Source organism: Ohtaekwangia kribbensis (genome assembly GCF_042676245.1).
Lineage (GTDB): Bacteria > Bacteroidota > Bacteroidia > Cytophagales > Cyclobacteriaceae > Ohtaekwangia > Ohtaekwangia kribbensis.
Genome location: NZ_JBHTKA010000014.1, coordinates 35,084 through 55,765, shown reverse-complemented (window position 1 = coordinate 55,765; position 20,682 = coordinate 35,084). Strand labels below are relative to the sequence as shown.

Sequence of the window (20,682 nt, the reverse complement as noted above, 5' to 3'; positions counted from 1 at the left end):
ATCTTCATCGGGTACCTTAAATGATATTTTTCAGCGGTCCTTCCATCGAAGTAACGCAGAACATTTTTCCGCCTACGCTAAAACATAAATCTGCTCCCCACTTAACGTCTTCCGTTACTGCAGGGAGAGAAAGACAGAATTTACGAAGGGCCTCTATCTTCATACCAACGTATTAACTGTTGAAGATAAACCCGTAATTAAAGTATATATAGTTTGAACAACTCAAGCACTTACTTATAGTACGTTACTTCAACGCGGAAGCGCGGATCGATGGCTCCCAATCTATCGTAAGCAGATTTTGATATTTTGATAACCACTTTATCCGTAAGTGCTGTATCCGGAAGTTTACCCATTACGCGTACAAATACTTCGCGGTTGTTCAACTCGTTTCTCACTTTTAATATAGTACCTACAGGAGCGGTGCGATGGAGCGCCAGGTATTTTCGGTTGCCATCCGTTCCTTCAATCAACTCGGCTATACCTTTCTCCAAAATCTCATCTCCATTCTTTACCGATTCCGAAATACGAATTGTCTCCGTATTGGTCTTCACGGTTTCGCGCGGTGGTGTATCGTTCTTTACCGGAGGTGTATCGTTCTTGGGAACATCATTTTTCACCGGCTGTGTTGTGGTGTTCTGGCGCGCAGTAACAACCGACTGTTGTGTTGTTGCCGAAGTATCTCTCCGCACAGGCGTAGCATTGCGCGAAGGTTGTTTTACATAAATCGTTTGTCCGATATCGAGCTCGTTGCTTTGCAGATTATTCCACTCCTTCAACTGCTGCACCGTGATGTCATATTTATTGGCGATGGAGTATAGTGTCTCTTTTGCCTCAACGGTATGTGTACTGGCTGCATTCGTTGCAGGTGTTGTTGTCTGACGAGTGGTTGTTGGCTGCGTAGCCGTATTGCTGGCTGCGGAAGTGTTTCGTTTTTTAATAACAATCTCTTGTCCGATCGAGAGCGTATTATCTTTCAGATTATTCCACTGCCTGATCTCATCAACGGAAACACCATACGCTTTTGAAATGGAGAACATGGTTTCCTTGGCAGCCACTACGTGAATGATGCCACCTCCTCCTGCAGCTTTTGTATTTGTTGCTGCCGGAGTCGTTTTTGTATATGGAACTTTTAGTATCTGTCCGATTGAAAGACCTGAACTTGCCGAAGGGTTATATTGAACAATAGCATCTACCGTTGTACCGTAGCGCTTCGATATTCCATATAACGTTTCCTTCTCACCCACCTGGTGAACAACAAAGATTTTTCCATTGACAGTCTCAATGCCCAGTGAGTCCTGAGCGTGCGGCTGAAAAAATAAAGCACCCGCGTAAATCAATACATTCATCATAAAAAATAACTTATCAGCTCACGTTTATTCTTCACGAAAATTACACATCCTGAGAGGATGAAAAAAGTATCCTGGCCGATTCCTTTTAAGGACTCATCCAGTTTTTCATGCAGCAATAACTCGCCTGCATGCGACAATACTAACAAATAATTCGCCAGATCATTCTCTTTCGTGTAGTACGAAATAAAAATCTTCGAATCATATTCCAGATACTCCAACGCAACAACGGGCAATAAATTTAGCCTGGTCTCTAAAAATATTTTAACAGTGTTAAAGTACGAAGTTCCTTCGGAATAAAGCGAAGGTCGTATCACCGGCTCGTCTTTTTTTGCCGAGACTTCAGTCCATGATTCTTTCAGTTCTTTCCCCGAATGTAAATCAAGTACTACATCTTTCGCCCCCAGTTTTGAGGAAACTCCCAACACTCTGCCAGGAGCAACTGACACAATCGAGAAATCATTATGCCACCACAACAATTTCAGGTCTTTACCCGAACAGCCCAATATTCCTTTTTTATCCGGATTGTTTGTGTCGAGGTATATTGTAAAAAGTATAACGCCCTCAGCCGCGGCACTCAGGTTAACCCACCACGGTTCATCCAGTTTTATATGCTGCCAGCGAAATGTATCCGTTGCATAGTGCCATGCAGAAAATGTTACGATGCGCTCTTCATGACTGCGCTCTTCAACCAGCAAAAGCGATTCTTCCGGCAGCACCGCGGTGTTCCACACAAGACCGTTGAAGCGATGTGAAAACTTACGTTTCAGTCTTTCTGTCAACTTCGTTTAATTGGTTATTTTAGTGCAAGTATAGAAGATTGACCTTTGGATTGGAAGTTTAAATTCATGAAGACCCTGCCTGTATTACTGTTGAGTTTTTTGTTGCTTTCTTTTTCGGCCGTGGCACAGAAGAAGAATGTGATGATTATGGAGATCAAGCAGGAAATTGATCCGCGCATGACGCGCTATGTTGAACTCGCCCTGCAACATGCTGAAGAAACAAAAGCCGATATCGTAATTATTGAAATGGATACCTATGGTGGTGTGCTGACGGATGCAAAAGATATTGTTGACAAAATCATGGCTTTCAAAAATCCGGTGTGGGTATTTATCAATTCAGATGCTGCTTCTGCCGGTGCGCTGATTTCTATTGCATGTGATAGTATCTATATGGCACCTGCCGCCAGCATTGGTGCTGCTACGGTTGTAGATGGAAGCGGTGGTAAAGCTCCCGATAAATATCAGTCGTATATGCGCTCCATAATGCGCGCCACGGCAGAAGAAAACAAACGCGATCCGCGTATAGCAGAAGGCATGGTAGATGAAAGCGTTGTGATTGACAGCGTTAAGAAAGAAGGACAGATAATTACATTCTCTACATCCGAAGCGATCAAACATGGTTACTGCGAAGCCAAGGTTGAATCCATCAACGAGATACTGCAACGAAATAAGGTTACCGACTACGAGATCGATTATTATCAACTAAGCGCTACGGATAAAGTTGTAGCGTTCTTTCTCAACCCGTTTATCAGTGGACTTCTTATACTCGTGATCATTGCCGGAATATATTTCGAGATGCAGGCCCCGGGTATAGGCTTTGCCGGATTAGCGGCTTTGGTAGCACTGATACTTTACCTTGTACCGTACTACTTAAACGGACTTGCCGAAAATTGGGAGATCATCGCGTTCTTCGTTGGTATAGGTTTGATCGCAGTTGAAATTTTTATTCTGCCCGGCTTTGGTGTAGCAGGCGTTTCGGGTATAGTTCTGGTGATCGGATCGCTCGTACTCATCATGATCAACAACGATGCGTTTGATTTTGAGTTTGTACGCATGAATGATATACTCTATGCGCTGGCCGCTGCTATAGGCGGACTACTCGGAGGCACGGTACTTTTATTTGCGGGAGGCGCCAGACTTGCCGATACCCGCTTTTACAAACGTGTCGCGTTGGTCGATACGCAGGATCGCGCGCAAGGCTATACATCCAGCTTTAAAGAAAATATGAAAGGACAACGCGGTGTAGCCCATACGGTGCTTCGCCCCAGCGGAAAAGTTATGATCAACGATAAACTTCACGATGCATTTACGCGTGGTGAGTATATTGAGCGCGGTGAGGAGATTGAAGTGATTGATGATGAAACTACATCCTTAAAAGTTAAGAAAGTATCTGCATGAAAATTTTAGGAATTATACCAGCACGCTACGCATCTACCCGTTTTCCGGCCAAGCCGCTGGTAGATATAGCGGGCAAGTCGATGATACAACGTGTATACGAACAAGTGAAGAAGACTTCGGGTATAGCTGACGTAATTGTTGCAACGGACAATGACCTGATCTTTGATCATGTGAGGAAATTTGGCGGTGAAGTATGTATGACGAAAGAAAATCACGTTAGCGGAACGGATCGTTGCTATGAAGCACTGTCGCTTCAACCCGGTAAATATGACTATGTGATCAACATACAGGGTGATGAGCCATTTATACAGCCATCACAAATAGAATTACTCGCTTCGAAATTAAACGGCCAGACCGAGATTGCCACGCTGATCAAAGCAATCGACAACCCCACACACCTGTTCAATCCGAACCTGGTAAAAGTGGTGGTGAGCAAATCCGGTGAAGCGCTATATTTCAGTCGCTCTACCATTCCGCACATTCGCAATACACCGCAAGAAGAGTGGCTGAGTAAACATACTTTTTATAAACATATAGGAATGTATGCCTACCGTGCAGACATTCTGCAACAGCTTACGCAGATCCAGGTTTCATCGCTGGAGCGGGCAGAATCATTGGAGCAATTGCGTTGGCTTGAAAACGGCTTTAAAATTATGGTGGCCGAAACGAAGGAAGAGACTGTGGGGATTGATACACCAGATGATCTGAAACATGCCCTTAATCTCATAACCTCTCATGAATTGTAAAAACTGCGATGCAGCCACGCAAGGTAAATTTTGTTCATCATGCGGTCAGCAGATAGATACGCACCGGATCACCGTTCCGCATTTATCGCATGAACTTATACATGCACTGACGCACGCTGACAAAGGATTTTTACTGTTGCTGAAAGACCTTGTTACCAAACCCGGTATTGTAGCGCGGCAATACGTTGAAGGCAAACGCAAAAAATATTTTAATCCGTTAAGCTTCATTGTTATTACAACTGCGCTATCGGCCCTTATAAGTTTCAAGGCCGGATATTTCGAAGCCCTTACTTACCCGCAATCGAAACGACAACCTCCACTACCCTACTATCGCGAGAGCATGGAGTTTATGGTTGGCCATGGAAAAGTACTCGGCCTCGTATTGATACTACCGCTGCTTGCATTCTTTGCCTGGATATTTTTTAAACGTTCGCGGTTTAACTTTGCCGAAAGCTTTGTGCTTCACTGCTTCGTAATCGGTGAGACCAATATACTTCGTGTACTCGTATTTATACCCGCGTTTCTGCTTGCACCTCACGCTATCGGCATAAACGATGCTGTATTCAGTGTTGTATTTCAGGTATACCTGATCATTGCCTATAAACAGTTTTACCAGGGGAATATACTGTTGGTGATCGTGAAATCACTGCTGATCCGTATCCTGTTTATTATATTCTACTGGCTGCTGATCTGGAGCTTTGTAGCGGCAACACACGGGTTGTTCGGGTAGTACATATATTCTTCAGTTCGATACAACGCCCATTACCACACGAAGCGAATTGTAATCAGCATCCGATGCTTTTACAAATCCCTCTGAGCCGTAAAGCTCTAGCAGCATTTGTTTGCCTTTGGATTCTGTCGCCAGTTTTACCAGTGCAACGTATAGCTTACGTGCAGCTTCGGGGTTAAAGTTTTTGGAGAACACAATCGGGTCGTTGGGTATAGCATCCGTTTTTACCAGGGTAACTACCTTCTGCTCTACATCCGGATATTTATCCTTAAGCCGTAAGCGGGCATCGCGCAGTGTACCGTCTGTTGCAGGAGGCGAATAGAATGCGGCACCCGCATCAACCTTGCCTTCGTATACCAGCTTTACAACTTCATCATGCTTCTTAACGAAAATTTCTTTGGAAGGCGTCACATTATTTTTCTCCAGCATCTTTTTCGGATAGAGATAACCGGAGGTTGAAAGTTCATCGGTATAGGCAATTGTTTTCCCCTGAAGATCCTTAATTGATTTTATACCGGAAGAAGCACGCGTCAGAATCTGTCCATAATATACCGAGTGACCGAAACGAACCGTGCGCAGCTTTACAACAGCACCATGTTTTTTATTGGCCAGCACGTAACTCTGACTACTCATGATAGCGAAGCACGATTTGCTGGTTCCAAAGTAATCTACCATTTCATCGTACGATGACGGGATCGTCATGCGAATCTCAAGGCCCGTTTCTTTCTCCAGGTAATCTTTAATAAATGCACCATTCTTGTTGAGCAGCTCGGTAGATATAGACGGTGTCAGATAAAAATTTATAGCTTCCGTCTGTTGTGCCCGCAAGGGCATGGATGAAAAATATAGCAGCAGGAAGAAGACAACGATGCCTGCAATTTTACGACCCGACAAATCGGGGTGAATAATACTTACATGACTATACCGGAAGTAAGGGATATTCGAAGCAGGTTGCTTCAGTAGTTCAGGATGTATCATGGTTATAACTGGTTGTTTGTAAAGATAAAAGAACCTTTTAAAAGAGATACTACCCTTGTTGCAAACTCCTGTTGGGGATTAGCAATAATTTTATTTCATTTCGAGGTAAATCAATGAATTGCAATGAAAACCTATTTTTTCAGGCTGTTAACCGTTGTTCTTTTTAGTGTGATAGCTTCTTCGTGTGGTGGTAAAAAGGACGGTGAAGTAAAAACAACGCGCGACAGCCTGTCGTTGCACTATACCGTAATCAGCACCCTTCCACACAATGCAGAAGCATATACTCAAGGTTTAACGATCTATGATAACAAGATACTGGAGAGTACCGGACAGAATAACCGGTCGTGGATTGCCGAAGTAAATCCGGGCTCCGGACAACACGATAAAAAAGTAACATTGCCGGGCCAGTATTTCGGAGAAGGCATTACGGTGTTGAATGATAAAATATACCAGCTCACGTGGCAAAATAAAGTTGGCTTTGTGTACGATGCAAAAACATACCAGCAACTTCGCGAATTCAAATATGATACCGAGGGATGGGGCATTACCCATGACAACAAAAATCTGATCATGAGCGATGGCAGCGAAAAATTGTACTACCTGGACACTACGAGTCTTAAGCCTGTAAAGACAATAACGGTGATGGATGGCGGAACACGCGTAAAGAAACTGAACGAGCTCGAGTATATTAACGGGTATATATATGCCAATGTGTATGAAACTACCTGGATACTGAAGATTGATCCGGCTACCGGAAAGGTTGTAGGGAGAATCGACTTTTCTCCCATCGGCAATGAAATCAGAAGTATGTATCCGAATGCCGATGTGTTAAATGGTATAGCCTACGACCCCAAATCAAAAGCGCTGTTGCTAACCGGCAAGCTGTGGCCTAAATCGTACCTGATCAGACTGCAATAACAAACTATATTTCCTGGAACGTTACACGGTGCTAATCAGATCGACTGATTAGCCAGTGCTGCCAGACTCTTGGAAACCTTGATCTGTCGCTTGTCCAATTCGGTGTTGTTGATATCGAAACGCAGCGTGCTGTTTTCCATTACTACAAAACTGAAACCAGCACCTTTCTTGAATAAGCCTTCGCGTTCGCCAATGATGAGCACCGGTTTACCTTGTGTGAATTTGAGTATATCATCCAGCGCACTGCTCTTGCCATCGGCTACATATACTATCTGCGACTGGCCTATAGCATCTACATTATCGGCCTGACTTACTTTTACGATATGGCCGTTTACATTTTTACCATTCTGTTTCAGCAGCTCATCGTAGATCTTCGATTTGCCGAATACAGTGATGTGCAATTCCCCATTCTGTTCCGGCCATGACGAATACTTGGCGATGTTGATAACAAACAATGAATATACCTGGTAGTTGGTTGTTTGTGCATGAGCCGATACTGCCATCACCACAAAAACTATAATAGAAAGTATAACGTGACGCATATCCTTATTTAGCAAAGTTGAGCTGATACGAAAGTTTAACTACATATTCGCGACTGCGGCCCGGTATAGGTCCGTAACCACCGTTGTATGCCTGCGGTATAGCGGGTCGTTCATTGAGTATATCATAAGCACCAACACCTGCTGTTAATCCCGGGAGGAGATTTCTGTAGTTCAGAAATGCATTGGCCACAACATACGGATCGAGTGCTGTGCTTATCGCGTTGCCATCATCATCAACCGCAGTATACGCATATCGCTTGCTTGCATAGATGAACGTTGGGTTGAAGCTTAATTTCGAAGTGAGGTTAAAATTGGTATTGAGTGTAATCTTGTGAGTTGGAAAACCAACGTACTGTCTATCGGTCTGGCTTACTTCATATACTTCTACTGTATTGCTCTTGATAGCCTGACTGAACGAGTATGTAAGATGGGCATACCATGTTTTCTGGCGGACGCTGTACACTACTTCTATACCTTTACTGCCACTCTTCTGCGAGTTTTCATACCATTCCTGAAATGTTTCGTCTTCACCTTCCGAACCGTAGATCATAACGTTTCGTGTGCTGATGCTGAATGCGTTTACCGCCAGCAACATCTCCGGAGTAAACTGATAGCCGAGTTCCAACTCAAACACGTCAGACTTCTCCGGTTTGATCTTATCATTCAACGCTATATTTATATTCTGCAGTGAGGGCGCACGAAACGCCTGGCTATATAAAACCTTGAAGTGAAAGTTTTCGATCTTCTTGGTCAAAGCCAGTCGTGGTACAAAAGCGCCACCGTAGCGGTTGTTCTTTTCATAACGAAATCCTACGGTAGCATTTGCCAACCGATGTTTGAATAATGCCTGCGCGTAGAATGCGTAATTGGAAAGTGTTAATGAACGGTCTCCGGCAAACGTGCTCAGCACCGTTTCATAATCTCCATGATCGCGAAAATATATAGCACCGAAATTTATACTGGTTTTGCGTGAAGCGTTGTACTCGCCATCCGCTTGCGCATAGAGGCGAGTAGCCTGTGCTTCAAAATCCGGGTCCTTGTTTTCCTTCGGACCGTATGTCCATGGACGCTGATCTGTAAATTTCAGTTGAGGTGTTAATTTGAATTTATCATTGATCTTCCACGCGTAGCGCAGATCTGCAAAGAAGTTTTTGAATGACACATCTACCTGCGGATCTGACGTTTTAAATTCATCATACATCGTACGCAGGTATAAATCTTTATACCGCAGGCCGAGGTTAATATTCATGGGATCGGCCGTAGAAACTTTCGCAAGATTCTGATTAATATAGTTTGTATTACCATTGTAGGCGTTCTGTATCGGGTCATCGTGGTGCTGATCATCGCTTACAATACCTGCACCTTTAAAGAAAGAAAAATCCCACGCCAGTGATTCTGTTTTTCGGGAAGCCATAACACCAGCATTGGTACGCCCGGTAGCATCAGCATGAAAACCACCCGTACCATAAATAGCAACTCCGTTGAGACTCTCCGCTGCCTTGGTAATTATATTGATAACGCCATACTCGGCAGAACCTCCGTAGATAGCAGAACCCGGACCGCGAATAATTTCAATCCGTTCCACAGCATCTATAGGGAAGCGATTTCCTACAGCAACAGACTGGTATAATAAATCATTGAAGGGTTGTCCATCCATCATCACCAATACTTTCCCTTCGTTGGCCCAACTGCCGCGCAGACCAATGCCCATTACAAACTGCAGGTCTTGCATAACATCAAAGCCCGGCACAAGGCGCAGCACATCGGTAAGATCGCGGGCACCGCTGTTCTGAATTTCTTCAGCGGTAATTATACTCAGGATGCCTGGTGTCTCACGTGATGAGAGCTTTTGTGCAGATACACCTACGTTTTTATTCAATAACTTTTGCAGGTCACTTTCTTTCGTAAAAGCGTTGAGGTTCATTAACGAATCAAGATCCTGGGCTGATAGTAAAGATTGAGATAGGATGAGAAAAAGAAGAGTAGTGATTAGCCTCCACTGCTGCATACGGGTAAAATTCAGATCAGGTTAGTAGAAAACGTGTTGGACTGCTTAGAGGGAAGATCAGCCCTGGCACTTTTACAACCTAAAGTAAACCATTTTTTTTGAGACTATATAGGGCAAAAAAAGAAATCGGACAGCGATGTTATAAACATCCCTGCCCGATCGCTTTTGTTAATTTAATTATACCTTATAAACCGGGAATAATTTTGCCTTTCGGATATTTTACTTCGAATTTATAGGTTACCTTTTTGGTTTCGTTCGGCTGCACATTCAACTCCCACATCAGCTTGCCGGTGTCTTTGTTGTAACCCGCACCGCCCGCATCGGTAGACGTTACTTCTATCTGACTGTTTTGAGAAACCGGCAGCTGATCTTCCACTACAATTTTGACGGCTTCGTTTTTGGTATTGCGTACGGAGATCTCGTATGCAAAACTTTCACGCTGATTTGATCCTATCGTTTTACGCGAGTTATAGTCTTTTAACTTTTCACGTTTCACCACGATGCGCTTATCTCTACCCAACGATACTGCTAATGTATCTTTTATATTGTTCGGATCGAGATACGTTTTAGCAACAAATGTACCTTCAAAGAAAACGTTGGCTTCGCCCGGTAATAAACTCAGCTGTTCCCAATCAACAACCTGTGCCATCAAAAAGGCATCGGCATCCAGTTTAGGCGCTACGGAGTATTGATAGGTTGCCTTCAAATCATGTTTGCTGATGTCTACCAATGTTGGCTTGCTGGATGAAGCAACGGTATAGGGCAAGGCTATATCAAAAACAGCGTTGAGTGATGTTTGAATAGTGTTTACATAGTCGGCAGTAGTGGTAACTTCATTCAGAGCCTCCGCATCTTCTTCCGCTTTATCCTTTGCCATAGCAGGTGCTGCTGATTCCAGCATTACACCGGCTGCTCTTCCTTTAAGTCTTTTATAAAGAACAGGTTCTTCAAAATTAAGATACCAGGTATATAATTCAGGCTTTAAACCTCCTTCGCTTGGATTTGCCGTTGATAGTTTAAGCTTTACATTTTTCCATTCTTCACCGGTGCTCTGATATACATTTGCTTTGTAGCTCAACTGCACGGGGCTCTTTGTGTTGATTGCACGCAGATCGTATTGCGGATACCATCCGGCATTCGCTACTATATAATTTACTTGCAGGTCTGCCGCAGATGCTGCATCCGCAGAAATGCTGATCACAATTTCGCTTGTGTTGCGTGCATATAGCTCGTTCTGTTCCTGTATCTGTCGCTGTAGTTTAACAACACGTTCGTTTATCTTTTTAATCTTGTCATCGTGCTTCATGCGTGTTGTTACAATCTCGCTTAAGCGTACGCGATAAAAGTCTGCCATGCCTTTCAACTCTGCTACCGTCAGATTTTGGTTGGTGCCTCCAATCTTCTGGTTGCTCAAAAGCATTTGTTCTTCCTTGTTCAGAATTTCTTTCTGACTTTGCTCGAGTGCTATCTGCTTTTGCAAATATTCCAGGGAATCCTTGAGTATACGCAGCGAAGCCGGTACATTCAGTTCACTCAGATAATTCTGCTGATGTGTAATACCCAATATCACAAAATTACCCTTGCCGGCCACTTGTATACTTTGTGGATCGAGCTGCGATGTTAAGCCGGTTACAATCAGATCAGTTTTACCTGCCTCCACACGCGTTTTAATTACGCGTTCTATCTGCGCCTTGTTCAGAAATACGGTTACGTGACTAATTCGGGAATCAACGGTTTTAACTTGTTGTGCTGACAACCGTAAACTTAACAGCAACAGAAACCATAACATTGTCTTATTCATATCTGGATTGATTTTTTAGTAAGATGCAGGTGGGACAAATTTTCCATAAGGCACAGTTTCGATTTTTTTTGTTTTCTGAAATTCAGGGATCGGAACGTGACACCGGAAAAATTAGGAAGAATTTGTTACTTTTCTAATGTTGTGAGCCCACGCACTGCTACAGATTTAAAAACCGTTTAATAAGATGTTTAAAAAATCAGGGCAATCGTTAAAAATCACTGTAATCTATACCCTGCTGGGTATTGCCTGGATTTACGGAAGCACCGCATTACTAAACACATATTTTACGAACGAATCGGGATACGATGTTAAGATACTGAATGTGCTGATGCGGATAAGTTTTGTACTTGTTTCCGGACTGCTTTTATATATACTGATGAACAGCTTTCATGTTACGCTGCAGCGGAGAATAGCCGAGTACGAAAAACTCTTCATGAAGAATCCCAACCCTATGTGGGTATATGATTTGGAAAACCTGTCATTTCTCGCCGTGAATGAAGCGGCCGTGCGTGAATATGGCTATACCGAAAAAGAATTTCTGTCGCGAACCATTCGCGACATACGACCGGCTGAAGATATACCGAAACTACAGCAGGCTATTCTCGGGATCCCGAGCGGTGTATATAGCTCGGGTATATGGCGACATGTAAAGAAAGACGGTACATTAATATGGGTGCAGATAACTTCGTATGCTATGGAATGGAATGGCAAACGAGCCGAACTCATTTTATCGCAGAATGTTACCGAGCGTGTAAAGTTTGAACTCCAGCTTCAAGAACTGAATGTTAATCTCGAAGAAAAAATTATAGAACGCACGCGCCAGCTAGATGAAGCAAATCATGCACTGGCCAGCACCAATGAAGAACTGATCACCACCAACGAAGAATTACTGTCTACGAATGATCAGCTGTCGGCAGCACACGAGAAAATACAGGAACAGGCAAACGACCTGGTAAGACAAAGTCAACAGAAGTTGAGCAGTATACTCAGCACGCTGAAAGATATGGTATGGTCTGCAAAGTTTACCGGTATGCGCGAGATACAAATCGATTTTGTAAACAATGCTGCTGAAGAAATATTCGGATACTCGGCACAGGAGTTTTACGAGAACAACCTGTTGGTAGAGTGCATGCTTGTGGATGATCCGGAAGGAACAGCGGATGCCATGCATCAGCAACTGCTTGCTAAATCTTACACAGAAATCGAACACATGATTCTGAGCAAGCAGCGAAAACAAAAATGGGTAACCAGCAGAATATGGATGACGAAAGACTATACCGGCAAACCGGTGCGACTCGATGGAATTATCACCGATATAACATTACGAAAGAAAGCCGAGCACGAACTGATCCGTCAAAAAGAAGCATTGCAACGACTGATTGATAATTTACCATTGATCATTGTATTGTTTGATGTTCATAGAAATATAAACTTCATCAATCAATTCTGGGAGAGTACATTTGAGCAGGCCGATGGAGATATAGGCAAAGAACGTATTCTGCAACAGTTCTTCCCACGCAAGCTCAACACGAAAGAGACACTGGAATTTATCAGAAGCAGAGATGGAGAATGGCACGATTTCAAAATTGAGGCACCATCAGGTTTGGTTGACATCAGTTGGTGTATGATTCCGCTATCGGATGATTCAATCATCGGTATAGGACAAGATATCAGTCAACGTAAAAAACAGGAAGAAGAGAAGAGTAAACTTTTGCAACAACTGGTGATGCACAACAATGATCTGCTCCAGTTTTCTTTTATAGCATCGCATAATCTTCGCGGACCCGTTGCTACCATCATGGGACTTTCCAAACTGATAGAACTTCAACCTATCGAAAACCAGGAACTGAATATACTGCTCAATCACCTCTTCACATCTGTAACGAAACTCAATGAAGTTATCAAAGATCTGACGAAGATATTGGAGATACGCGGTGACCACTATCAATCCAAACAATGGCTTGATATAGCCGATCTCTATACCAGTATACGGGAAACACTGGCACTGCAACTGATTAGTAGTGAGATTGAAATACGAACTGATTTTTCGGCATACTCGCATTTCTTTACTATAAAAACATATTTCTATAGCATACTTTACAACCTGGTATCGAACGCTATCAAGTATAGATCTCCCCACCGGCCGGCCGTTATTGAGATCAAAACTTTTCAATCAAATGGTCATGTTGGATTCTTTGTTCGTGACAATGGCTTGGGTATAGATCTCGAACAATTTGGCAATAAATTATTTACCCTGTATCAACGCTTTCACCTCGATGTAGAGGGCAAAGGGCTAGGACTATACCTGGTGCGTACGCAGGTTAATGCCCTGAATGGTTCCATCGATGTTGCCAGCAAACCCGGGCTGGGCACTACATTCACGGTAAGTTTTCCGGCACCGTCTGTAATGCCCGATTAACAGCAACCATTATTCCGATTAGAACTATATATTTGTCCGCAGTATGGTAATGGACAAACTCTTTTCTTTCGAATCCCTACAGGTATTTACGCGTAACATCTTTAAGCATATAGGCTGTTCAGATGCAGAAGCTACGCTGGCGACAGAAGTTTTATTGAATGCTGATCTGCGTGGCATCGATTCGCATGGTATAGCGCGTCTGTCGGGTTACGTTCGTCTGTGGGAAGCAAAGCGCGTTAATGCCACTCCCAATGTGCGCGTGGTACACGAATCGCCCAGCACAGCCGTAGTAGATGGCGATAGTGGATTGGGATTGGTAGTTGCCCCGAAAGCGATGGAAATTGCTATAGCCAAAGCGCGTACTGCCGGCACCGGCTGGGTTGCTGTAAAGAATTCGAATCACTTTGGTATAGCAGGACATCACGCGATGATGGCATTGCCACATGATATGATTGGTATTGCTATGACCAATGCCAGTCCGTTAGTAGCACCTACATTTTCAGTGGAGCGACTGCTGGGTACAAACCCTATTGCGGTTGCTATACCTGCCGATAAACAACCTCCCTTCGTTGCTGACTTTGCTACAACGACTGCAGCCAATGGCAAGCTTGAAATTCTTCAACGTAAAAATCTGAATGCTCCTATGGGCTGGGTACAAACCAAAGATGGGAAACCTTCTACAGACCCGAATGAAACGAAGAGCGGAGGTGCACTTATACCTTTAGGCAGTGATCGTGAACACGGCAGTCATAAGGGATATTGCCTGGGTGCATGGGTAGATATATTTTCAGCCGTGTTGTCGGGTGCTAATTATGGACCGTGGGTTCCTCCGTTTGTAGCGTTCCTGAGTCCACCGAGTGATCCGGTAGGTGAAGGTATAGGACATTTCTTTGGAGCCATGCGTATCGATGCATTCCGTCCTGCAGCGGAGTTCAAACAACACATGGATAACTGGATCAACTGCTTCCGTTCTGCCAAGCCGATTGAAGGACAGGAACGCGTTCTTATACCGGGAGATCCTGAAAGAGAAATTACTGCACAGCGATTAGCGGAAGGTATACCACTCAACCCAAAAGTGGTGGAAGACCTCCAGTTACTCAGTGCTAAATTTGGAATCGCTTTTTAGAAACCGGCTGTTACACCTACGCGCAATACAAGTGGACTGTCGTATGGAGTAACTTCTCCCGGGTTTGCAGCTCTGTAACTAAAGTTATAGAGTGCAAGTGCATAAAAGCCTGCACGTCTTCCCAGTGGTTGAAACAAACCTCCACCTGCTAAAAAGCTGTTATACTTCTTGCGTATACTTTCGCTGGTAGTTACCGGGAATTCGTAGTTGAGGTATTCATATTCCGCCTGCAGAAAGAAAGGCGAGTATACATTGTAGCGCACAAACGGACTTATACCGTAATCATTGGTTGAAAACTTGGGTGTAAATTCTTTATAGCGGGTATAGCGATACTGTACTTGTATACCGGCCGCCAATTTAGGCGTTACTTTATACCCGATGAGTGGTGATACTGAAACAAAATCGTAATAGCTGGAGAAGCTCAGACCAAAACCACCACCGGTAAATATTCGTTCGCGCAGTGTTGGCTCATCGCTCATTTCTTCGTCTCCCCATTGCGCCATGGCCAGTGTGCACAGCGACAAAGCAATTAAGGTTAGTATAGTCTTTTTCATGTTATTATAACATTAGGTCGGATTTATACTAAGACAGGCTGCAGAAGACTTACCCCTATTGCATGGCTATGGATTTTATCAATCCACTTCTTCTACTATAAAAATATCTTCTGTCTCTTTCTTCATTAAGTACTTCTCACGCGCAAACTTCTCAACGGATTCTTTATCACCGAAAAGTTCATCGCGATCCTTTTCCACTTCCTTGATCTTCTCCTCGTAGTATTCTTTTTCATTTTCCAGCGAACGAAGTTTGGAACGTAACTGGAACCTCGCGATCAGGTTATTCGGATCCAACAACAACATCCATACAAAGAATACGATGGTTGTCAGTACAAAAAAATTACGGAACGGCTTTGGTAGTTTGTTCAGCATAAAGTTTAAAAAGTGATACGAAGATAGAGAAAAAAGTTATTCATTATTCGCTAAAGCCGTATCCGTGTAGTAATGCGTGTGTGCGTGCAACATAGTAAAAACGAAAAAAGCCAGAGTGTGTTGCTCTGGCTTTCTGTATTTAATAGCTATAGTATTAGAATTTACGGCCAGGGAAGTATGCTACTTCGCCTAACTCTTCTTCAATACGGATCAATTGGTTATACTTCGCCATCCGGTCTGAACGTGAAGCTGAACCTGTTTTAATCTGACCAGTGTTCAATGCCACAGCAAGATCAGCGATGGTGCTATCTTCTGTTTCACCTGAACGGTGCGACATAACGCTCTTGTAAGCATTGCGTTTTGCCAGGTTAACCGCTGCTATAGTTTCTGTTAACGAACCAATCTGGTTTACTTTAACAAGGATTGAGTTAGCAACACCTTTGTCGATACCATCCTGCAGACGGGTTACGTTTGTTACAAACAAATCATCTCCAACCAACTGAACTTTCTTACCGATTTTATCAGTCAGACCTTTCCAACCTGTCCAGTCATCTTCAGCCATACCATCTTCAATAGAGATGATCGGATATTTAGCAGCCCATGCAGCCCAGTAATCAACCATCTCGGCAGAGCTTAATTTCTTGCCGTCAGACTTTTTAAAAGTATAGGTATTGTTTTTCGCATCGTAGAATTCAGAGCTGGCAGCATCCATCGCGATGAATATATCTTCGCCTGGTTTGAAACCAGCCTTCTCGATTGCTTTCAATACAACTTCGATCGCTTCTTCGTTTGACTTGATGTTCGGAGCGAAACCACCTTCGTCACCTACGTTAGTAGAAAGGCCCTGATCGTGCAATACTTTCTTCAGTGTATGGAATACTTCAGTACCCATGCGCAGTGCTTCTGAGAATGTATCAGCCTTTACAGGCATAACCATAAATTCCTGGAAGTCGATTGAGTTATCAGCGTGGCTACCACCGTTGAGGATGTTCATCATTGGCACAGGCAATGTGTTAGCACTAACACCACCGATGTAACGATATAGTGGTATACCAGCTTCTGCTGCTGCAGCTTTCGCTATAGCAAGTGAAGTTCCTAATATAGCGTTAGCACCTAAGTTACCCTTGTTAGGAGTACCATCGAGCTCAAGCATGATTTTGTCGAGCAGGTTCTGATCGAATACATCAAACCCTACAATTTCAGAAGCGATTTTAGTATTTACGTTTTCAACAGCTTTCAATACACCTTTACCAACATATACTTTTTTATCGCCATCGCGAAGCTCAACGGCTTCGTGCGTTCCGGTTGAAGCGCCGGATGGAACTGCTGCACGTCCGAAAGCGCCAGATTCAGTTACAACATCAACTTCAACAGTAGGATTACCGCGGCTATCAAGAATCTGCCGGGCATGAATGCTTTCAATTAAGCTCATAGTTGTTATAGATTTATGGATTGTAGATTTTACCGCTATATATAGCAGTGATTATTTTATATCTGATTTAATCATGGTCACGAAGTCATCAAAAAGATAACGTGAGTCATGTGGCCCTGGAGAAGCTTCCGGGTGATATTGCACCGAGAAAGCTTTCTTATCTTTTCTGCGTATACCCATGATGGTGCTGTCGTTCAGGTGAACGTGCGTTACTTCAACATTTGGATTCTTCTCGATATCTTTTTCAGATACAGCGAAGCCGTGGTTCTGTGAAGTCATTTCACCTTTACCTGTTACCAGGTTCTTCACCGGGTGATTTAATCCGCGGTGACCATGGTGCATTTTATAGGTTGATACGCCTGATGCAAGCGCCAGCAACTGGTGTCCTAAACATATACCGAATACAGGTTTATCTGAATCTAAAGTTTGCTTTACTGTCTTCACAGCGTAGTCCATGGCTGAAGGATCGCCAGGACCGTTAGAGATGAAATATCCGTCTGGCCTCCATGCAGCCATTTCATCAAATGATGTTTTAGCCGGGAACACTTTGCAATAGCAACCTCTGCCCGCCAGGTTCTCCACTATACTTTTCTTGATACCGAGATCAAGTACAGCAATTTTTATAGGAGCATTTGCATTGCCAACGAAGTAAGGCTCTTTGGTGGTAACTATAGATGATAATTCGAGTCCATCCATGGAAGGAACCTTCTTCAATTCCGTCATCAGCTTATCAGGCGACAACTCAGAAGAGATGATTGCATTCATCGCACCTTTGCTGCGCAGGTAACGAACCAGCATGCGTGTATCTACATCTGCAATCCCTACTATGCCTTTTGTTTCCAGGTAATTCTGTAAACTTTCCTTCGCTGATTTTCTGCTATATTCTTTAGCAAAATCATTCACTACAAGTCCCGCGATCTGCGCACCCACAGACTCCTGTTCTTCGTCCATCGCGCCATAGTTACCTATATGCGATGTTGTGTTAACAATGATTTGTCCGTAGTACGATGGATCGGTGTAAATTTCCTGATATCCGGTCATGCCGGTGTTGAAGCAAATCTCTCCACCAGAAGTACCAATTTTTCCGATGGCAGTACCTTCTACCAGAAGGCCATCCTCAAGAAGTAAATAAGCTTTTTTCTGCATTGCGGTGACAAAAATACGTTAGAATTTGATGTTTAAAACAGAAAATAGTGTGGGCGTGTCTCTTTGTTAAAAATTCCTTTCAACGCAAACGAACCCGCCTGCCTTGCAGGGCAAAAAAAAAGGATTGAACTTTCATTCAATCCTTTTCTGTATATGAGATTCTCAAACACTATTCTTTAGCTTTTTTAGCTGCAGTTTTTCTAGGTTTCTTTTCTGCTTTAGCTTCCGCTGCAGGAGCTTCAGTAGCTTCTGTTGAAGCAGCAACTTTAGCACCTTCTTTCTTACCGCCTCTGCGGCTTCTGCGAGTTTTAGCTTTCTTCGCAGCACCTTCTTTAGTATACAGTGTATTGAAGTCTACTAATTCGATGAGGCACATTTCTGCGTTATCACCTACACGCGTATCAGCTAATTTGATGATACGTGTATAACCACCCGGACGCTCAGCTACTTTACCTGCTACCTCTCCAAACAAAGTCTTCACAGACTCTTTGTTCTGAAGATAAGAGAACACAGTTCTTCTTGAGTGAGTTGTATCGTCCTTAGCTTTTGTAATCAAAGGCTCAACATATTTTCTAAGCGCTTTAGCCTTCGCTACAGTCGTTGTAATCCGTTTGTTAAGGATCAACGATGAAGCCATGTTTGAAAGCAATGCTTCGCGGTGCGCTGTTTTCCTTCCTAAATGGTTAACTTTCTTACCGTGTCTCATGATTTCTTAATCCTCATCTAATTTATACTTGCTGAGATCCATACCGAAAGTAAGGTTCTTCTCAGCAACAAGTTGTTCAAGTTCAGCGAGTGACTTCTTACCGAAGTTTCTGAATTTCATCATATCAGAAATTTCAAGTTCAACAAGGTCACCTAATGTTTTTACATCTGCAGCTTTCAAGCAGTTGTAAGCACGTACCGAAAGATCAAGGTCATGAAGAGGAGTCTTCAACAGCTTACGCATATGCAGCATCTCTTCGTCAACCTGCTCAACCTCAGCATCTTTGCCAGTTTCAAGCTCCATTGATTTATCAGAGAACAATGCAAAGTGCTTGATCAAAATATAGGCAGCACCTTCCAATGCCTTCTCAGGGTGGATTGAGCCGTCTGTTTCGATATCAATTACGAGTTTTTCGTAGTCGGTCTTCTGCTCAACGCGGGTGTTCTCAACGCTATACTTTACATTTTTGATTGGTGTAAAGATCGCATCAATCGGAATGAATCCGAATACCTGCTCCGTTGGTTTATTCTCTTCTGCAGGGAGGTATCCTCTGCCTTTTTCAATTGTCAGTTCGATTTCAAAGTGAGCAGATTCATCCAAGTTACAGATTACATGCTCAGGGTTAAGAATCTCAAATGCAGAAGTAAACTTGGCTATGTCACCAGCTTTGAACTGCTTTTGTTTCTTAATGTTAACCGTTATCTTATTATCGAAATTGTCAGCTACTTTTCTGAAGCGAACCATTTTCAGGTTCAGAATGATCTCCGCTACATCTTCTACTACACCTTCTATAGTTGAAAACTCATGCAATACTCCTGGTATTTTAATTCCAGTAATCGCATAACCTTCCAGGGAGGATAACAGAATTCTTCTCAGCGCATTGCCAATGGTAACTCCATATCCTTTTTCCAGAGGCTTGAATGTAAACAGTCCGTGAAAATCATCAGACTTTTCCATTACAACCTTCTCTGGCATTTGAAATGCTAATATTGACATAGTCTTGGTTTGATTAACTGTTACAATTACTTCGAGTACAATTCAACGATCAGCTGCTCGTTGATGTTTTCCGGGATATCCTCACGTGGAGGTAAGTTAATGATCTTTCCGACCATTTCGGTACTATCCCACTCTAACCAGTTATATTTTTTAGCACTTTGAGTAGAAAGACTGTTGGTTACTACTTCAAGTGATTTAGAACGCTCACGTACGCCAACCAAGTCACCAGGTTTCAGAGAGAAAGAAGGTACATTAACAACGTCTCCATTTACCTGCACGTGCTTGTGCAATACTAACTGGCGGGCAGCTCTTCTGGTAGGAGCAATGCCTAAACGGTATACAGTATTATCTAAACGAGACTCGAGCAATTGGAGTAATACTTCACCGGTAACACCTTTTTTACGGGTAGCTGTATCAAACAATTTCGCGAATTGTCTTTCCAGCAATCCATAGATATATTTTGCTTTCTGCTTCTCAGCAAGCTGCGTAGCATATTCTGATTGCTTACGCTTTTTGCCACGACCATGCTGACCAGGAGCATAGTTTTTCTTTTGCAGAGCCTTGTTTTCACCTAAGATTGGCTCATTGAAACGTCTTGATATTCTAACTTTAGGGCCTGTATATCGTGCCATTCTATTCTAATTTTTAAATTTTAGACCTTGACTACAGCTCTTCGTGTAAT

At 43.2% G+C, this 20,682-nt stretch carries 20 protein-coding genes; 6 read left to right on the top strand and 14 right to left on the bottom strand.

What is annotated here, in order from left to right; translation table 11 throughout:
• Window positions 1–16 precede the first annotated feature (16 nt).
• From ACFQ21_RS26155 to ACFQ21_RS26145, 3 genes are all read right to left on the bottom strand, one after another.
• Window positions 17–163, bottom strand: coding sequence for an MmcQ/YjbR family DNA-binding protein (locus ACFQ21_RS26155; RefSeq protein WP_377584584.1), 147 nt, complete (start codon window positions 161–163; stop codon window positions 17–19).
• Window positions 164–230: 67 nt separating this feature from the next.
• A complete protein-coding gene (locus ACFQ21_RS26150; protein WP_377584582.1) occupies window positions 231–1,349 on the bottom strand; it encodes a LysM peptidoglycan-binding domain-containing protein in 1,119 nt (372 codons plus the stop codon).
• A complete protein-coding gene (locus ACFQ21_RS26145) occupies window positions 1,346–2,128 on the bottom strand; it encodes a DUF4905 domain-containing protein (protein ID WP_377584580.1) in 783 nt (260 codons plus the stop codon). The genes ACFQ21_RS26150 and ACFQ21_RS26145 overlap by 4 nt, the downstream gene beginning before the upstream one ends.
• Window positions 2,129–2,194: 66 nt before the next feature.
• Between ACFQ21_RS26145 and ACFQ21_RS26140 the strand changes: the two genes are divergently transcribed.
• From ACFQ21_RS26140 to ACFQ21_RS26130, 3 genes are read left to right on the top strand one after another with little or no spacing between them, the layout of a single operon-like run.
• Window positions 2,195–3,526 carry an NfeD family protein gene (locus tag ACFQ21_RS26140; RefSeq protein ID WP_377584578.1) on the top strand — a complete coding sequence of 444 codons (1,332 nt, stop codon included), beginning with the start codon at window positions 2,195–2,197 and terminating at the stop codon, window positions 3,524–3,526.
• Window positions 3,523–4,272: a 3-deoxy-manno-octulosonate cytidylyltransferase gene (gene kdsB / locus ACFQ21_RS26135; RefSeq protein ID WP_377584576.1), complete on the top strand. Its 750-nt coding sequence runs from the start codon at window positions 3,523–3,525 to the stop codon at window positions 4,270–4,272. Before ACFQ21_RS26140 ends, kdsB begins: the two co-directional genes overlap by 4 nt.
• Window positions 4,262–5,002 carry a DUF3667 domain-containing protein gene (locus ACFQ21_RS26130; RefSeq protein WP_377584573.1) on the top strand — a complete coding sequence of 247 codons (741 nt, stop codon included), beginning with the start codon at window positions 4,262–4,264 and terminating at the stop codon, window positions 5,000–5,002. Before kdsB ends, ACFQ21_RS26130 begins: the two co-directional genes overlap by 11 nt.
• A 12-nt stretch (window positions 5,003–5,014) precedes the next feature.
• Here ACFQ21_RS26130 and ACFQ21_RS26125 read toward each other — a convergent pair whose 3' ends face one another.
• Window positions 5,015–5,980 carry a phosphate/phosphite/phosphonate ABC transporter substrate-binding protein gene (locus ACFQ21_RS26125; protein WP_377584570.1) on the bottom strand — a complete coding sequence of 322 codons (966 nt, stop codon included), beginning with the start codon at window positions 5,978–5,980 and terminating at the stop codon, window positions 5,015–5,017.
• A gap of 123 nt (window positions 5,981–6,103) precedes the next feature.
• Here ACFQ21_RS26125 and ACFQ21_RS26120 point away from each other — a divergent pair, with 123 nt between their 5' ends.
• Window positions 6,104–6,898 carry a glutaminyl-peptide cyclotransferase gene (locus ACFQ21_RS26120; protein ID WP_377584567.1) on the top strand — a complete coding sequence of 265 codons (795 nt, stop codon included), beginning with the start codon at window positions 6,104–6,106 and terminating at the stop codon, window positions 6,896–6,898.
• A 35-nt stretch (window positions 6,899–6,933) separates the two neighbouring features.
• Here ACFQ21_RS26120 and ACFQ21_RS26115 read toward each other — a convergent pair whose 3' ends face one another.
• From ACFQ21_RS26115 to ACFQ21_RS26105, 3 genes are all read right to left on the bottom strand, one after another.
• The gene (locus ACFQ21_RS26115) at window positions 6,934–7,440 is read right to left on the bottom strand and encodes a YfiR family protein (RefSeq protein WP_377584565.1); all 507 of its coding nucleotides are present in this window, start codon (window positions 7,438–7,440) and stop codon (window positions 6,934–6,936) included.
• Window positions 7,441–7,444: 4 nt separating this feature from the next.
• Entirely contained in the window at window positions 7,445–9,364 is a 1,920-nt protein-coding gene (locus ACFQ21_RS26110) for a TonB-dependent receptor plug domain-containing protein (RefSeq protein WP_377584562.1), read from the bottom strand.
• 268 nt (window positions 9,365–9,632) lie between these two features.
• Window positions 9,633–11,249 carry a DUF4139 domain-containing protein gene (locus ACFQ21_RS26105; RefSeq protein WP_377584560.1) on the bottom strand — a complete coding sequence of 539 codons (1,617 nt, stop codon included), beginning with the start codon at window positions 11,247–11,249 and terminating at the stop codon, window positions 9,633–9,635.
• A gap of 184 nt (window positions 11,250–11,433) precedes the next feature.
• Between ACFQ21_RS26105 and ACFQ21_RS26100 the strand changes: the two genes are divergently transcribed.
• On the top strand, window positions 11,434–13,668 hold the full coding sequence (locus tag ACFQ21_RS26100) for a PAS domain S-box protein (protein ID WP_377584557.1): 2,235 nt from the start codon (window positions 11,434–11,436) through the stop codon (window positions 13,666–13,668).
• A gap of 43 nt (window positions 13,669–13,711) precedes the next feature.
• Window positions 13,712–14,794 carry an Ldh family oxidoreductase gene (locus tag ACFQ21_RS26095; RefSeq protein WP_377584554.1) on the top strand — a complete coding sequence of 361 codons (1,083 nt, stop codon included), beginning with the start codon at window positions 13,712–13,714 and terminating at the stop codon, window positions 14,792–14,794.
• Here ACFQ21_RS26095 and ACFQ21_RS26090 read toward each other — a convergent pair.
• From ACFQ21_RS26090 to rpsD, 7 genes are all read right to left on the bottom strand, one after another.
• Window positions 14,791–15,348, bottom strand: coding sequence for a hypothetical protein (locus tag ACFQ21_RS26090; protein WP_377584551.1), 558 nt, complete (start codon window positions 15,346–15,348; stop codon window positions 14,791–14,793). The two genes, ACFQ21_RS26095 and ACFQ21_RS26090, sit on opposite strands and share 4 nt — an antisense overlap.
• Window positions 15,349–15,426: 78 nt before the next feature.
• A complete protein-coding gene (locus ACFQ21_RS26085) occupies window positions 15,427–15,720 on the bottom strand; it encodes an FtsB family cell division protein (RefSeq protein WP_377584549.1) in 294 nt (97 codons plus the stop codon).
• Window positions 15,721–15,874: 154 nt separating this feature from the next.
• Window positions 15,875–17,152 carry a phosphopyruvate hydratase gene (eno, locus tag ACFQ21_RS26080; protein ID WP_377584546.1) on the bottom strand — a complete coding sequence of 426 codons (1,278 nt, stop codon included), beginning with the start codon at window positions 17,150–17,152 and terminating at the stop codon, window positions 15,875–15,877.
• 51 nt (window positions 17,153–17,203) lie between these two features.
• On the bottom strand, window positions 17,204–18,298 hold the full coding sequence (gene carA / locus ACFQ21_RS26075; RefSeq protein WP_377584543.1) for a glutamine-hydrolyzing carbamoyl-phosphate synthase small subunit: 1,095 nt from the start codon (window positions 18,296–18,298) through the stop codon (window positions 17,204–17,206).
• Window positions 18,299–18,467: 169 nt separating this feature from the next.
• On the bottom strand, window positions 18,468–19,004 hold the full coding sequence (rplQ, locus tag ACFQ21_RS26070) for a 50S ribosomal protein L17 (RefSeq protein ID WP_377584540.1): 537 nt from the start codon (window positions 19,002–19,004) through the stop codon (window positions 18,468–18,470).
• A gap of 6 nt (window positions 19,005–19,010) precedes the next feature.
• Complete coding sequence (locus ACFQ21_RS26065; protein ID WP_377584537.1) at window positions 19,011–20,000, bottom strand: DNA-directed RNA polymerase subunit alpha; 990 nt, start codon at window positions 19,998–20,000, stop codon at window positions 19,011–19,013.
• Between the two features lie 26 nt (window positions 20,001–20,026).
• Window positions 20,027–20,632 (bottom strand): 30S ribosomal protein S4, encoded by a 606-nt coding sequence (rpsD, locus tag ACFQ21_RS26060; protein WP_377584535.1) that lies wholly within the window; start codon window positions 20,630–20,632, stop codon window positions 20,027–20,029.
• Window positions 20,633–20,682: the final 50 nt, after the last annotated feature.